Consider the following 15,918-nt stretch of genomic DNA (forward strand, 5'->3'; position numbering starts at 1 on the left):
AGATTATATTGTAACATAGGCAGCAGCATATTACAAGCATTTCCCTATGATAAATATTTTCACTTCTTCTCACGCAGTTCTTGCTCGTATTCACGCTTCCACTGTGCTTCTTCTTTCGATAATTTGCGCCCCGCAAGCATGTCCGGACGACGTTTTAACGTACGTAAGAAGGACTGCTGACGACGCCACGCATCAATGTTCTTATGGTGACCCGACATTAAGATATCCGGGACACGCATATCGCGAAACTCGACTGGTCTTGTGTACTGAGGGTACTCAAGTAGTCCTGTAGAGAATGAATCTGTCACGGCGGACATTTCATTACCTAGAACACCTGGCTTGAGACGTACGACCGCATCAATCATAACCATCGCAGGCAGCTCACCACCTGTTAGCACGTAGTCTCCAATCGACAGCTCGTCCGTCACAAGAAACTCGCGGATACGCTCATCATAGCCCTCGTAGTGACCGCATACGAAGATTAAATGTTCTTCCTGCGATAATTCTTCCGCTTTACGTTGCGAGAAGGGCTCACCCTGTGGACACATCAAGATAACACGCGGCTTCTTGACTGGTTCATCAGAACCTGCCGACTCCTGCAGCTGAGCAGTAAGCGATTCAACAGCAGTGAATAGCGGCTCTGCCTTGAGCACCATACCGCCTCCACCGCCATATGGGTAGTCATCTACTGTATTATGTTTATTGTTCGCGTAATCCCGGAAATTAACGGTGCCGAGCTGTACAATCCCTTTATCCTTCGCTTTACCTAAGATTGAAGAATTGAACACCCCTTCGAACATTTCCGGAAAAAGCGTCATCACATCGATTCTCATTCTTCCAGCAAACCTTCCATTAAGTAAACGAGGATTTTCTTCTCATCCACATTTATATCAAGAATCACATCATCAATAACTGGTAGCAGCAAGTCTTTGCCCTGAGGACGTTTAACAACCCACACATCATTCGCACCCGGAGTCAAGATTTCCTTGATTGTTCCAAGTACTTCGCCCTCTTCGGTCTCAACGGAGCAGCCAATAATTTCGTGATAGTAGTACTCGTCCTCATCCAGTTCCTCTTGCTCTGAAGCGGTGATTTTGAGTAAAGATCCCTTAAACTTCTCGACCATGTTGATGTTTGTATAATCTTTAAGCGATAAGATATACATCTTTTTATGTAAACGAGAAGATTGAACGACAACAGGTGTTTGCGTTCCTTTCACATCTACAATAATAAGTTGGTTTCCCTTGGCAAAACGCTGTTCAGCAAAATCCGTGTGCGGCACAACTTTAATCTCACCGCGGATGCCTTGCGTGTTCACAATTTCACCTACTGTATACATTGGTTCACTCATGCTGATGACTCAACCTCCCGAATATGTTCATAGTTAAAATTCATAGTTAAACAAGGATATACCTTCTGATAAGAAGAAAAAAGGTTAGGATCAAGTCCTAACCCTTCTTATGAAACAATTTCTACAGTCACACGTTTACTTTGTTTCACTGCTGCGGATGTGACGATGGAGCGAAGAGACTTCGCGATCCGACCGCCCTTGCCAATTACTTTGCCGATATCCTCAGCGTTCACAGACAATTTGTAGACGATACTACTCGCGCTCTCTTCAACACCTACGCTTACATCCTCGGGATGATCAACGAGCGCCTTCGCGATAACGATGATTACATCTTTCATAATTCCCTCCGAGTGAGCAGATTATTACTTCTGCAATTTAAGCTCGTGAAACTTAGTCATAAGACCTGCTTTAGAGAACAGGTTACGAACTGTATCGGATGCTTGCGCACCGTTGGAAAGCCATTTAAGAGCTTTCTCTTCGTCGATTTTCACAACCGCTGGTTGTGCAATCGGGTTGTAGAAACCGATTTCCTCGATGAAACGACCATCACGCGGGGAACGGGAATCAGAAACAACTACGCGATAGAAAGGAGCTTTGTGAGCACCCATACGCTTTAGACGAATACGAACTGCCATGTATAATTCACCTCCATAATAGAATAAAAGCTATATATTCATTCCCTTAATTAAAAAGGAAATTTGAACCCTTTACCCATCTTGCCTTTTAAACCCTTCATTCCCTTGCCTTTAGGACCCATCATGCCTGAGAATTGCTTCATCATCTTACGCATATCCTCGAATTGCTTAATGAAACGGTTAACCTCAGTCAAGGAATTACCAGAACCTGCGGCAATCCGCTTACGACGGCTATGATTCAGAAGTTCAGGCTTCGACTTCTCTTCCTTCGTCATCGAGCGTACAATCGCCTCAACACGAGTCAATTGCTTGTCGTCGACTTTCAAGTCCTTCATGCCCTTCATCTTGTTGGCACCAGGCAACATATCTAAGATCTGATCTAGCGGGCCCATCTTACGAACCTGCTCCATTTGCTCAAGGAAATCATCAAACGTAAATTCTGCAGTACGCATCTTACGTTCCATTTCCTTCGCTTTATCAGCATCAATACCTGCTTGTGCTTTCTCGATTAAGGTAAGTACGTCACCCATGCCAAGAATACGTGATGCCATACGTTCCGGATGGAACGGCTCTAATGCATCTAGCTTCTCGCCCATAGCGGCGAACTTGATCGGGCAACCTGTCACAGCTTTAACGGATAGTGCAGCACCACCGCGTGTATCGCCATCGAGTTTCGTCAGCACGACACCCGTAAGTGTCAACTGTTTATGGAAGCTCTCTGCTACGTTAACTGCATCTTGTCCAGTCATCGCATCAACTACGAGCAATACTTCATCGGGATTAACCGCAGCATGAACATTACGAAGTTCATCCATTAAGGTCTCATCAATATGAAGGCGACCTGCTGTATCGACAATGACATAATCATGACCATGGTCAGCAGCATGTGCTAATGCTTGTTTCGCAATTTCAACTGGGCTTACCTGATCTCCAAGTGAGAACACAGGTACTTTCAATTGTTCACCCAATACTTGAAGCTGCTTGATGGCTGCAGGACGATAAATATCACCTGCTACAAGTAAAGGCCTACGACCTTCCTTCGTAAGAAGCTTTGCAAGCTTACCTGACGAAGTTGTCTTACCCGCCCCTTGCAAACCAACCATCATGATAACTGTTGGAGGCTTGTTCGAGCGTGCAAGCTTACTTTGCGTACCACCCATCAAATCCGTTAATTCTTTATTTACGATATCAATAACGACCATTCCTGGTGTAAAGCTCTTCATTACCTCTTGGCCAATCGCTTTCTCTTTAACCTTCGAGATAAATTCTTTTACAACCTTGAAATTGACGTCGGCTTCGAGTAATGCCAGGCGAACTTCACGCAACGCTTCAGTGACATCTTCTTCCGTAAGCTTACCTTTTGTGCGTAGCTTGCTAAACACGTTCTGCAAACGACTTGCCAATCCATCAAATGCCATGAGCGCTCACCTTCTCTCTAATCGATCCGTTCTATTTGTTCAATCAGTAATCGTACTTTTGTTTGATAATCATCATCCAAGCTCACAATTACTTCATCCAATTCGCGCATCAACTTCTGTCTTTGCTCAAATTTCTGAAGCAATCCAAGTTTCGCCTCATATTCTTGCAACATGCTCTCTGCACGTTTGATATGCTCGTACACAGCTTGGCGTGAGATCCCTACGTTCTCCGCAATTTCACCTAATGAATAATCATCGTGAACATAATAGCTTAGAAACGTACGTTGCTTCTCCGTCAGCAGGAGCTCGTAAAAATCAAACAGCAGATTCATGCGATTCGTCTTTGCAAGCAATTCATCATTCATTGTTCCCGCCTCCGTCAAGGTAAATACCTTTACATCTGCAACATTGACTATCTTACTTGATCTCAATTGCAATGTCAAGGCTTTTACCTTGTCAGTATGTGAGAATTTTTATTCTGCTACTTCAGCACTTGCTTCAGCTGCCCATTTTCCGAACAATGCATGCACGAATTGATCCGAATCGAATACTTGCAAGTCGTCCATTTTCTCGCCAAGACCGACGAATTTCACTGGAATATTCAGTTCCTGACGGATCGCAATTACGATACCACCCTTAGCAGTACCATCAAGCTTCGTAAGTACAAGACCTGTTAAACCCGCCTTATCACCGAACATCTTCGCTTGGCTGAGTGCGTTCTGACCTGTCGTTGCGTCAAGAACTAGCAATGTCTCATGCGGTGCATCTGGCACTTCACGCTGAATAACGCGGTAAATTTTCGACAGTTCTTCCATCAAGTTAATTTTATTCTGAAGACGGCCCGCTGTATCACACAACAGGACATCGACACCACGATTCTTAGCCGCTTGCACCGCATCGAACATAACTGCTGCTGGATCTGAACCCGATTGCTGCTTGATCACATCAACACCTACACGTTCGCCCCAAGTCTCAAGTTGTTCAATTGCCCCTGCACGGAATGTATCACCTGCTGCAAGAAGCACCTTCTTACCTTGGGATTTGAAACGGTGCGCCATCTTTCCGATCGTCGTTGTTTTACCAACCCCGTTCACACCTACGAAAAGAATGACCGTTAGTCCATTTGGGGACATACGCAGTTCATTATTTTCTTCACTACGAAGAAGTCCAATTAACTTCTCAGACAAGATTGGCTGCAGATCATTCGGGTCTTCGATCTTGTTCTTGCGCACCGCAGCACGGAGCTCGTCCATCAAGTCCATAACCGTGTTTACACCCACGTCAGCGCCGATTAGAATTTCTTCTAATTCCTCATAGAAATCCTCATCAATCTTTTTACGACGGGAAAATAAATCTTCCACTTTATCAACGAACGCATCGCGTGTCTTCGCTAAACCTTCTTTAAACTTCGATGTGACTTGCTCTGCTTTGGAAGAAATACTCTCTCTTAATTTACGAAAAAAACTCATCTTGTCTTGTCCACTCCTCTTGTATGTTTAAGCTTACTGCACTGACTTCTTCCAATTATCCCTTAAGATGCTGAAATAAAGCTGTCCTCTTCCTCCAGACGAACCGATACGAGCTTGGACACGCCGCCCTCTTCCATCGTTACCCCATAGAGTACATCGGCTTCTTCCATCGTTCCTTTGCGGTGTGTCACGACGATAAACTGCGTGGATTCCGCAAATTCACGAAGGTATTCCGCAAATCGGGATACGTTCGCCTCATCCAGCGCCGCCTCAACCTCATCCAGTACGCAGAAAGGTACAGGCTTCACATGCAAGATGGAGAACAGAAGCGCAATCGCCGTAAGTGCTCGCTCGCCACCAGATAACAAGCTCAAGTTTTGCAGCTTCTTCCCTGGGGGTTGTGCCACAATCTCGATACCTGTCTCAAGCAAGTTGTCTGGTTCAGATAAAATGAGATCTGCCCGACCGCCGCCAAACAACTTCGAGAATACCGTGCCAAAATGTGATCGAATCGCATCGAATGTCGTCTTGAATCGCTTAGACATCTCTTCATCCATCTCGCGAATAACACCATACAAAGTCGTCTTCGCTTCGATCAAGTCATTCTGCTGGGCAGATAAGAAGTCGTAACGCTCATATACGCGCTCGTATTCTTCAATCGCACCTAAATTGACGCTGCCTAGTGATGCAATCTCCCGCTTGACTTCACGCACTTCGGATTGCGCTGCTGGGATATCCTCTGGAATCGGATAACGTTCCTTCGCCAGTTCATAGCTAAGTTCGTATTCCTCGCTTAATTTCTTCAGCAAGTTGTCGAGTTCCACATCCAGTCGGTTAACCCGAACTTCCGTTGTATGCAGGGTTGCTTCGATTTCTTTGAGTGCTGTACGCTGCTCACGCGTATGGCTTTCTTCTTGTTCAATCTTGCGCAACCAATCTGCACGCTCTGCACGCTTGAAGTCAATCTGCTCGGCACACTCACTGCGGCGCAGTTTCGCTTGATTCAATACTTCAAGCTGTGTAACCGATTCTTCTTCATTCGTCTTCGCATTCTCTTCAAGTTGACGCAAGCTTTCCTGACTATCTCCAAGCTCACGCTGGACCTGAGTGAGTTCATGCTCGATTCGCTTCTGCTCGGCGAGCATCCCTTGTCTAGCTTGGGATGTGGAAGCCACTTTGACTTTGAGCCCTGTCAAATGCTCTTGCAATTCTTCCTTCGCGGATTCACTTGCTTTACGCGCTAGTTCAGCATCACGAAGCTTTTGTTGGAGCTCCGCGTCTACTTTCTCAAGCTCAGTAAGCTGAGTCGCACTTTGCTCTTTCTTCTCGATATGTTCATCACGCTCGGCAATAAGCGTATCACGGTCTTGTGTATCTTCGAGTAAGCCTTCATCAATGGAGCGTGCTTCCGAATTGAGCGCACTACGTTCGCTTAGAAGGCTCTGCTCCTCAATTCGCTTCGTTTCACTTAAATCGCGCAGCTCTTGCAAGTCACGATTTGCTTGACCAATCTCTGCCTTCACATTCACAACGCGCTGCTTGCATGCTTTGAGCTCCGCATCAGCGAGAACAATCTCTTTCTCAAGCTCTTCAATCTGACGCTTACGACCGAGTAAATTCGCGGATTTCTTCGCCTGCGAACCCCCTGTCATCGACCCGCCGGCATTCACAACATCGCCTTCGCGCGTTACAACCCGATAACGATAACCAGCCTTAGCGGCAATACGGTTCGCGTCTTCAAGCGACTCTGCGATCACTACGTTACCGAGTAAGCTGCCAATAATCGCTGCGTATTCCGAATCAAAGTTCACGAGATCAACCGCAACTCCAACAAACCCTGCTCCTTCTTGCATCGCTCTGCGCTCATTATCATTGATCGAACGTCCGCGAATAACATCCATCGGCAGGAAGGTCGCACGTCCAAGCTGTCTTTGCTTCAAGAATGCAATCGCACTTCGACCATCTTTCTCCGTCTCCACCACGATATTTTGCAAGGCACCGCCAAGTGCTGTCTCAACCGCTACCTCAACTTCTGCTGGTACGCGAACGAGTTCAGCAATTGCCCCGCGAATCCCTCTAAGGTTATTACTGCGCTTGGCCTTAAGTACTTCTTTAACCCCGTGCATAAATCCGTCAAAGTCGTCTTGCAATTCCACCATCGTATCCCGACGTGAAGTGAGCGCATCCATCCGACCTTCCGCTTTACGTGCAATCGCCTGCTCTTCTTCAGCTGTCTTTTCTTTATCCCTAAGCTGACGAGTCGCTTCGATATACTTCGTACGCACATCATCCAGCGCTTTCGTCGCTTCTTCAATCGCATGATCCAATTGCTGTTTGCGTTCAACAAGTTCCGCCTGCTGCTGCGACCATTTCTGGCGCTCTTCTTCCAGCTTTTCCAATCGGCGGTTTAAACTTTCAACCTGCTGCTCCGAGTAGCGTATATCATTACGAGCTGCCGCAATGGCATTCATAATTTCAAGCAGCTCCGTCTTCAAGGTCTCTTCTGCCTCAGTTCCAAGTCCCCCGCTTACACCAAGCAAGCGAATTTCCTCTTCCTTCAGCACCTTCTCCAGTTCTCCAAGATCATGTGTAACGACCGTCAGCTTATCTTGCTGCTCCTTAAGCTCCGTCTGGCGAGTTACAATGCGCGTCTCTTGTGTAGCGATACTTTGGAGTAAGGTTTCACGATTACTGGCAAAATGCTTCTTACGCTCCCGCAACACTTCACCGTAACCTTCGCTCTTCTCGACTTCTTCACTTAGACGAAGCAAGTCCGCTTGCAAAGCATTCACTTCTTCTTCCAAGCGACGTTCAGCTAGCCGATGCTCTTCCAAGTGTGCATCATGCAGTTGCACAACCGTAGAGAGCTTCTCTTGCTCCCTACCCAATTCCACGAGCTTCTGGCTACCCTCTTCCCAAGAAGCATGAATACCTTCAATCTCATGGACATAGAGCGCAATTTCACTCTTCTTGAGTGTTTCTTTGAGTTCCTTAAATCGAATCGCCTTCACTGACTGCTTCCGCAAGGGTTCTACCTGTGCATCTAGTTCCGACACCAAGTCATGAATCCGCAGCAAGTTCTGCTCCGTATCCGCCAGCTTCTTCTCCGCTTCTTTCTTACGCGACTTGTATTTCACAATCCCTGAAGCCTCTTCAAAGATGTTACGGCGATCCTCTGACTTCGTACTTAAGATCTCTTCAATACGTCCTTGTCCAATACTGGAATAGGCTTCTTTACCAATCCCTGTATCCATGAACAGTTCCGTTATATCTTTCAGACGACATGCCTGTTTATTGATAAAATATTCACTGTCTCCACTTCGATGTACACGACGCGTAACCGTTACCTCTCCATAATCAAGCGGCAACGTCTGCGAAGCATTATCCAGTGTTAGCGATACTTCACCGAAATTTACCGCTTTACGCGCGTCACTTCCCGCGAAGATGACATCTTCCATCTTCCCACCACGCAAGGATCTTGCGCTTTGTTCACCGAGCACCCAGCGTATGCCGTCGGATATATTACTCTTCCCGCTCCCATTCGGACCTACTACAGCTGTAATACCCTGTACAAATTCCAGCTCCGTACGATCTGCAAATGACTTGAAGCCGGACAATTCAATCCGTTTCAAAAACATGGTCTCACCTCAGCCCTATTGTAACACAACCCGCGCCCTGGTTGGAGTCCTCCACTAAAACCATTTTAGTACTAGTGTCCACTTGGAAAATATTGAAACTGCACCGCAGCTGCATCTGCATGCTCACTCACAATAGCAGAGACATACGTTAACTCATCAAATTTAAGTACAACCAGACAATCCTTTACATCGGTGAGTTCTTGCCAATGATCTTGCACAAAAGATGTAATCAGTTTACGTTTACCTGCTTCCGATAAAGTCTTAAACTTACTGAAATCCTGTTCATCTGCAAACTCCAAATACATATTCACAGGCTTGGAGTCGGATTCTAGTTCATCCTCATCTTTATCTTCATTTCCACTGCTAACCCCATAGTCTAACTTCTTCTGCAAAGATTGAATCGCATAGGCTTCGGTCTGCTTCGTCTGCTCAGGAGTCGGATCGTACCTACCAGCTAGGAATTGCCCTTCACTCAGTACCTTTCCTGCCGCATTATTCAATACGCCGTAGCCGTCAGGTTGCCCCATATAGTGCTCACCAGTGTAGACATCGCCATTTGACATGTAAGAAGTACCCTGCCCGATAAAGTAGCTATTCACAACTTCACCTTCATACTGCTTCTTGCCTCGCTCATCATAGCTAGCTCCCCAGCCATACGGAACATCGCGATAGAAATCTCCTTCATATTCCACCTTGCCGTCCACATACTGCTTGCCCTTCCCGTTTCGGAAGTGATCCGCAAAATTACCTTCATATATAAGTTCATCTTTACGATAAATTTTCGCTTCACCTGTGAGTGAACCGTCAGACTTGTAATTGCCCACAAATTTAAACCCATCTGCTGCATAATACGTACCCTGGCCATCTGTCACATCATCCTTGTATTGACCTTCAAACACAAGAACGCCCTTGGCATTATAAGATTTCACTAGGCCTTCTTGCTTGCCATTGATGTAATGCGCAACATCATATCCACCATCTGCATGTACATACTTGCCATCCCCATCGGGAAGTCCGTTCTTGAAAGCTCCTATATAGTACGCATCTGGATTGTACACATCATGCATCGTGCCACTACCTTGCATTTTACCTTCTACAAAGTCACCTTCGTACCATACTTTGTTATCTTCCCACATGTACTTACCTTTGCCGTGCGGCTTGCCATCTTTCGTTGCTCCTTCATATTTCAAAAAATAAGAATGCAACATCTCATTGACATACGAACGAAAACCAGATCGGATATCAACCTCTTGAAGCTCTTCATTCACACTGATTTCATGTTCAGTTGCATCTGTAATTAATTGCAGTGGAATAAACGTATCTCCATCCACTAAGCGAGGTGCCTGTAACAAAGTCACTTCTTTTCCCTGAACTGTAGCTTTCGGATTATCAATCTGTAATTCGATCTTAATACGCTCACGCGCGACTTTAATCACTTGCTTCTCTTCATCCCAATCCATCGTCATATGCAGTGCTTCAGCCAGCGGACGAAGAGGTACCATCATGACGGACTTGCGCATCTCTGGTACAGCCCCCGAATAAATCAAGCTGTTTCCAAAGTACACAGACCAAGGCTTCTCAGCTTGTCCTTCCCCTGATGTTTCTGATTCAGGATCAACTTGTTCATTCTTCACTATGACTCCTTGTTCTTCAAAACCTTTGACGATTTGAAGGGATGCTTCATTTAACGGATTACCAGAAACCGACAATTCAGCAATCTGTTTATGCGAAGCAATAGGCGAAAGATCACTCACTTGATTATGATCCAGCCATACATATTGCAAGTTCTTTAGTCCTGTTAGCGGCGTAATATCAAGAATCTGATTACGATCCAATACAACACTGCTAAGTTTAATCAAATTCGTAAGCGGCTCAAGACTCGTAATTTGATTTCCTTCCACAATAAGCGCTCTTAAATTCGTCGCATACTGCAAACCTTCTAAGCTAACTACTTTCGCTTGCTCCGGAATTTGCAGCACCTTAAGTTTTAGCAAATCTGCTTTAACAAGTGTCCCCGTAGGCTTATAAATCTCTTTACGAATAATTTTATCTAATTGCTGATCAATAACAATCGGCGCTTTCTCTGTCCTCGCTTCAGCAGTTCCTCCCAACAAAGAAACGAATACCAACATAAATGCGATTGCATATGTACTTATTTTTTTGAATACCAAAGTCATTTCCCCCACCCCTTATCCACTTAAAAAAAAAAAAAAATCGACTTCATAGTGATACTGAAGTCGATTCATGCAGCTGTATGTCCAGCTCGTTAGCCATTATTTAATTTCAATACTGACATCTAACTTTTCTAACGCTTGCGCCGCTGCACCTTGTTCTGCTTCTTTCTTAGATCGGCCTAAGCCTTGACCTAACATTGCGCCGTCCATGTGCACCTCTGCCACGAATTGCTTCTCGTGAGCAGGTCCCCGCTCATCCACAATCCGATATTCCAGCGTTCCCATACTATGCTGCTGGGTATGTTCTTGTAAAAAAGTTTTGTAATCGATGATGAGATGTTTGCCTGCAGTTGGGATATGCCCGAATACATGTTTCCGTAAAAAGGAACTTGCAGCAAGCAAACCTTGATCCAAGTACAATGCACCAACAAACGACTCGAATACATCCGCTAAGAGAGATGGACGCGTACGCCCACCTGTTAACTCTTCACCTTTACCTAGTAGGACAAAGGCTCCAAAATTCAACTTCTCAGCGAAAGTAACAAGTGATGGTTCACATACGATGGAGGCTCTCAGCTTCGTCAATTCTCCTTCTGAACGATCGGGATACGTTTCATATAAGTACTCCGAGACAGATAGTTCGAGGACAGCATCCCCAAGAAACTCTAACCGCTCATTGTCTCGATGTCCCGCAATCCGATGTTCATTCACGTAGGACGAATGTGTAAAAGCTTGTTTTAACAAATCACCATTACGAAAATGAATTCCAAGCTCCGATTGTAAGTGCTTTAAATTCCGATTCATGATGCAATTCACCACCCCATGAGACTGACATTATGCTAGCTTTGGTCAATGGCTAAATGGCATTTACTCTTCGAATTTTTTAAGTACAATGGTTGCGTTATGTCCACCAAAACCAAATGAGTTCGACATTGCAACTTTGACTTCAGCTTTACGCGGATGGTTAGGCACATAGTCAAGATCACATTCAGGATCTTGGTTCTCCAAGTTGATTGTCGGTGGAATAATACCGTTCTCAATTGTCAAACCACAAATGACTGCCTCTACCCCGCCAGCTGCTCCAAGCAAATGACCTGTCATCGATTTTGTTGAGCTAACTGCTACTTTATAGGCGTGATCGCCTAATGCTTTCTTAATTGCAATCGTTTCCGATTTATCACCAACTGGTGTGGAAGTTCCATGAGCGTTGATATAATCAATCTCAGTTGGAGAAATTCCAGCATCTTTGATCGCTTTGATCATACAACGTGCTGCACCATCTGGATCTGGTTCTGTCATGTGATGAGCATCACCGCTCATACCATAACCGATCACTTCCGCATAGATGTGTGCACCGCGAGCTTTAGCGTGCTCTAGTTCTTCTAGAACTAGAATCCCTGCACCCTCACCCATTACGAATCCATCACGATCTGTATCGAATGGACGGCTTGCTCTCTCCGGCTCTTCATTGCGAGTAGACATCGCACGAAGTGCACAGAATCCAGCCATGCCTGTTGGTGAAATCGTCGCTTCCGCTCCGCCGCAGATCATAACATCTGCTTCACCGTGTTTGATAAGTTTGAAAGAGTCACCGATGGAGTGAGTCCCCGTCGCACAAGCCGTTACGGAAGTCGTATTCGGCCCTTTCGCTCCGGTAATCATCGAGATTTGGCCTGAAGCCATATTCGCGATCATCATCGGAATGAAAAATGGCGAAACGCGTTTCGGTCCTTTTTCAAGCAAGATCTTATGTTGTTCTTCCCAAGTCTGCAAACCACCGATACCAGAACCAACGGAAACGCCGACTCTCTCAGGATCTGCAAGCTCTCTAACGTCAAGCTTCGCATCTTTCATCGCTCTGTCTGTTGCAGCAACTGCGAACTGAACAAAGCGATCCATACGACGCGCTTCACGACGATCGATGTTATAATCCTCAGGGTTAAAGTCTTTAATGGAAGCCCCAATGCGTGTCGTATACTCACTCACATCGAATGCTTCAACAAGTGAAACACCAGACTTTCCATCTAATAGATTACCCCAAAACGTTTCAACCTCTTTACCAAGTGAGGTGATAACACCTAAACCCGTAATGACGACTCGTTTCATTTTGACCACCTCTATATGATTAACCGTGTTTATATTTCAGACTAGTAAAGTTTCTTATAATGAGGAGAAGTCCCGTTTTGTTAAGAACGGGACTCGTAACTCTTAGGTATGAGATTTAATGTGGTCTACAACTTGACCTACTGTAGTAATCTTTTCCGCATCTTCATCGGAAATTTCCAAATCAAATTCATCTTCAAGTTCCATCACCAATTCAACTACATCAAGAGAATCAGCGCCTAAATCATCTTTAAAAGATGCTTCGAGGGTAACTTCTGCCTCGTCTACCCCTAGACGATCAATGATAATACGCTTAACGCGATCTAATACGTCGGACATCCGGTTCACCTCCTCCTTGGTATTATATATAACTTTACATCAAAATTCCAGAGCGTAAGTGTTCACCCTTGAATTACATGTACATGCCGCCGTCTACATGCAGGGTTTGACCTGTCATATAGGATGCATCATCAGATGCTAAGAAGCGGACTGTCTTGGCAATATCGTCAGGCTGACCAAAGCGAGCTAGTGGGATTTGACCCAGCATCGTCGTGCGAATTTCCTCTGGCAATTGATCCGTCATATCCGTATCAATGAAGCCTGGTGCTACAGCATTTACTGTAATACCGCGAGAGGACAATTCTCTAGCTGCTGATTTCGTCAAACCAATTACACCAGCTTTAGCTGCTACATAGTTAGCCTGTCCCGCATTGCCAAGTACACCAACAACAGATGTTATATTAATAATGCGGCCATAACGTTGTTTCATCATCGGACGTGTTACTGCTTTGATGCAGTTAAACACCCCTTTGAGGTTCGTCGTGATCACATCGTCAAATTCTTCTTCTTTCATACGCATAATTAGATTGTCACGCGTAATACCTGCATTATTCACGAGAATATCAATCTTGCCGAAAGCTTCGATTGTTTCTTTCACCATTGCATCTACTTCAGCAACAGATCCAACATTCGCACGAATCTTAATCGCTTTGCGTCCCATCGCTTCAATCGCTTGTACAACTTCGCTAGCCGCAGCTTCATTACCTGCAAAGTTCACCGCAATATCAGCACCTGCTTCTGCCATTGAGAGCGCGATTGCTCGTCCAATACCGCGAGATGCACCTGTTACTAATACGGATTTACCTGTAAGCATTTGATTTATCTCCTCCATGCACGTCAAGATACGTGCTATTCTTGTTCAGCTGCGAATTTCACCACAGCTTCAAGTGAGTTAATCGATACTGTTTTCAAAGAACGATCGACTTTCTTGATCAGTCCTGCTAGAACAGAACCAGAACCAAGCTCAATAAACGTATCTACACCTTGTGCAGCAAGGTAAGTAATTGTATCTTCCCAAAGAACTGGGGAGTACACTTGCTCAACAAGCAAATTGCGAATTTCGTCAGGTGAAGTCACCGGATTTGCTGTTACGTTCGCAACCACAGGAATAGCAGCCTCAGACATGGATACACCACGTAATGTTTCAGCGAGTCGCTCTGCAGCTGGCTTCATTAAAGAAGAATGGAATGGACCACTTACTTCAAGTGGAATCACACGCTTAGCACCTGCTTCTTTGCCGCGAGCAACAACTTCGCCAACACCTTCGCTAGATCCGGATACGACGATCTGGCCTGGGCAGTTGATGTTTGCAAGTTCAACAAGAGCACCCTTGCTTGTAATGTCTGCACAAAGATCAGCGAGTGTTTGGCGCTCAGCGCCAAGTGTTGCTGCCATTGCACCTTGACCACTTGGTACAGCTTGCTCCATGAATTCACCACGCGCGCGAACGGTGCGAACCGCATCCTCAAAGGACATCACACCAGCAGCGACAAGCGCACTGTATTCACCAAGGCTGTGACCTGCAACAAAGTCAGGTGTAATGCCTTTCGCTTTGAAAGCTTCTAGACAAGCTACGCTCATTGTAAGAAGCGCAGGCTGTGTATTATAAGTAATTTTAAGATCGGATTCAGGACCTTCGAACATCAGGTCTGACAACTTAATTCCAAGTGCATCATCTGCACGGTCGAAATAAGCTTTAGCCTCAGGTAAGGAAGCATACAAATCTTTTCCCATACCTACAGATTGGGACCCTTGCCCCGGAAATACAAACGCAATTTTACTCATTAGGCAAGTATCCTCCTCTACCAATTAATAACCGAAGCGCCCCAAGTAAGACCGCCGCCAAATCCAACAAGGACAATGCAATTACCTTCTTGAATACGACCGCTCTCAACGGCTTCAGCTAATGCTACAGGAATGGACGCTGCCGACATGTTGCCATATTTATCTAAATTCATCATACACTTATCTTCTGTCAAGTTCAGTCGATTGAGTGCAGAATGGATGATACGCGTATTGGCTTGATGCGGAACGAGAAGATCAATGTCTTCTTTCGTCTTGCCTGCTTTGCGAAGTGCTTCCTCTGCTGCATTACCCATGATACGTACAGCGAACTTGAACACTTCACTGCCTGCCATATAAATGTAATGCTTCTTACCATTAACGGTCTCAATGGAAGACGGGAAACGTGAGCCCCCACCTTCAATCTTAAGCAGTTCGCCGCCTGAACCATCTGCGCCAAGCTCGAACGATTGGAAGCCGCGTCCTTCTGTCGTAGGGCCAAGTACAACTGCACCCGCACCATCTCCGAACAGAATGCATGTGTTACGGTCTTCATAATCTGTAATCTTGGATAAGCATTCAGCACCAATAACAAGTGCATACTTATAAGTACCTGTAGCAATAAAATTAGAAGCGTTCGCAAGTCCGTAAATAAATCCAGAGCAAGCTGCGGAAATATCAAAAGCTGCTGCTTTCTTCGCACCTAATTTCGTTTGTAAAATACAAGATGTCGATGGGAAGGACATATCAGGCGTAATCGTTGCAACAACGATTAAATCCAAATCTTCCGGGCCGATTCCTGCATTCTTCAGCGCTTCTTGTGCTGCGATATACGCGAGATCAGACGTTGCTTGATCGGGTGCTGCAATACGACGTTCACGAATTCCTGTACGCGATACAATCCATTCGTCATTCGTCTCCACCATCGATTCCAACTCTTGATTCGTAAGTACGCGCTCTGGTACATATTTACCTGTTCCTAATATCCCTACTGGGGTTAACTGCATCA

The 15,918-nt window shown here is 45.4% G+C and carries 15 protein-coding genes; all 15 read right to left on the bottom strand.

From position 1 onward, the window contains the following. Positions 1-59: 59 nt before the first annotated feature. Positions 60-833 (bottom strand): tRNA (guanosine(37)-N1)-methyltransferase TrmD, encoded by a 774-nt coding sequence (gene trmD, locus NV379_RS03805; protein WP_258205931.1) that lies wholly within the window; start codon positions 831-833, stop codon positions 60-62. After that, the gene (gene rimM / locus NV379_RS03810; RefSeq protein ID WP_258205932.1) at positions 830-1,351 is read right to left on the bottom strand and encodes a ribosome maturation factor RimM; all 522 of its coding nucleotides are present in this window, start codon (positions 1,349-1,351) and stop codon (positions 830-832) included. The genes trmD and rimM overlap by 4 nt, the downstream gene beginning before the upstream one ends. Positions 1,352-1,458: 107 nt before the next feature. Beyond that, a complete protein-coding gene (locus NV379_RS03815; RefSeq protein WP_258205933.1) occupies positions 1,459-1,689 on the bottom strand; it encodes a KH domain-containing protein in 231 nt (76 codons plus the stop codon). Positions 1,690-1,713: 24 nt separating this feature from the next. Further along, positions 1,714-1,986 carry a 30S ribosomal protein S16 gene (gene rpsP, locus NV379_RS03820; RefSeq protein ID WP_258205934.1) on the bottom strand — a complete coding sequence of 91 codons (273 nt, stop codon included), beginning with the start codon at positions 1,984-1,986 and terminating at the stop codon, positions 1,714-1,716. A gap of 50 nt (positions 1,987-2,036) precedes the next feature. Then, positions 2,037-3,404: a signal recognition particle protein gene (gene ffh / locus NV379_RS03825; protein ID WP_258205935.1), complete on the bottom strand. Its 1,368-nt coding sequence runs from the start codon at positions 3,402-3,404 to the stop codon at positions 2,037-2,039. A gap of 17 nt (positions 3,405-3,421) precedes the next feature. Further along, positions 3,422-3,769, bottom strand: a complete 348-nt coding sequence (locus tag NV379_RS03830; RefSeq protein ID WP_258205936.1) for a putative DNA-binding protein — start codon at positions 3,767-3,769, stop codon at positions 3,422-3,424. A gap of 108 nt (positions 3,770-3,877) precedes the next feature. Continuing rightward, positions 3,878-4,873, bottom strand: a complete 996-nt coding sequence (gene ftsY, locus NV379_RS03835; RefSeq protein WP_258205937.1) for a signal recognition particle-docking protein FtsY — start codon at positions 4,871-4,873, stop codon at positions 3,878-3,880. 62 nt (positions 4,874-4,935) lie between these two features. Next, positions 4,936-8,511: a chromosome segregation protein SMC gene (smc, locus tag NV379_RS03840; RefSeq protein ID WP_258205938.1), complete on the bottom strand. Its 3,576-nt coding sequence runs from the start codon at positions 8,509-8,511 to the stop codon at positions 4,936-4,938. 71 nt (positions 8,512-8,582) lie between these two features. Further along, on the bottom strand, positions 8,583-10,688 hold the full coding sequence (locus NV379_RS03845) for a stalk domain-containing protein (protein ID WP_258205939.1): 2,106 nt from the start codon (positions 10,686-10,688) through the stop codon (positions 8,583-8,585). 96 nt (positions 10,689-10,784) lie between these two features. Then, positions 10,785-11,489: a ribonuclease III gene (gene rnc, locus NV379_RS03850; protein WP_258205940.1), complete on the bottom strand. Its 705-nt coding sequence runs from the start codon at positions 11,487-11,489 to the stop codon at positions 10,785-10,787. A gap of 63 nt (positions 11,490-11,552) precedes the next feature. Then, positions 11,553-12,791: a beta-ketoacyl-ACP synthase II gene (gene fabF / locus NV379_RS03855; RefSeq protein WP_258205941.1), complete on the bottom strand. Its 1,239-nt coding sequence runs from the start codon at positions 12,789-12,791 to the stop codon at positions 11,553-11,555. 102 nt (positions 12,792-12,893) lie between these two features. Continuing rightward, entirely contained in the window at positions 12,894-13,127 is a 234-nt protein-coding gene (acpP, locus tag NV379_RS03860; protein ID WP_258205942.1) for an acyl carrier protein, read from the bottom strand. Between the two features lie 73 nt (positions 13,128-13,200). Further along, the gene (fabG, locus tag NV379_RS03865) at positions 13,201-13,941 is read right to left on the bottom strand and encodes a 3-oxoacyl-[acyl-carrier-protein] reductase (protein WP_258205943.1); all 741 of its coding nucleotides are present in this window, start codon (positions 13,939-13,941) and stop codon (positions 13,201-13,203) included. Positions 13,942-13,976: 35 nt separating this feature from the next. After that, a complete protein-coding gene (fabD, locus tag NV379_RS03870) occupies positions 13,977-14,912 on the bottom strand; it encodes an ACP S-malonyltransferase (RefSeq protein WP_258205944.1) in 936 nt (311 codons plus the stop codon). Between the two features lie 17 nt (positions 14,913-14,929). Then, the gene (locus NV379_RS03875) at positions 14,930-15,916 is read right to left on the bottom strand and encodes a beta-ketoacyl-ACP synthase III (protein WP_258206209.1); all 987 of its coding nucleotides are present in this window, start codon (positions 15,914-15,916) and stop codon (positions 14,930-14,932) included. Between the last annotated feature and the right edge of the window lie 2 nt (positions 15,917-15,918).

It is taken from the genome of Paenibacillus radicibacter, assembly GCF_024721995.1.
GTDB classification, from domain to species: domain Bacteria; phylum Bacillota; class Bacilli; order Paenibacillales; family NBRC-103111; genus Paenibacillus_AM; species Paenibacillus_AM radicibacter.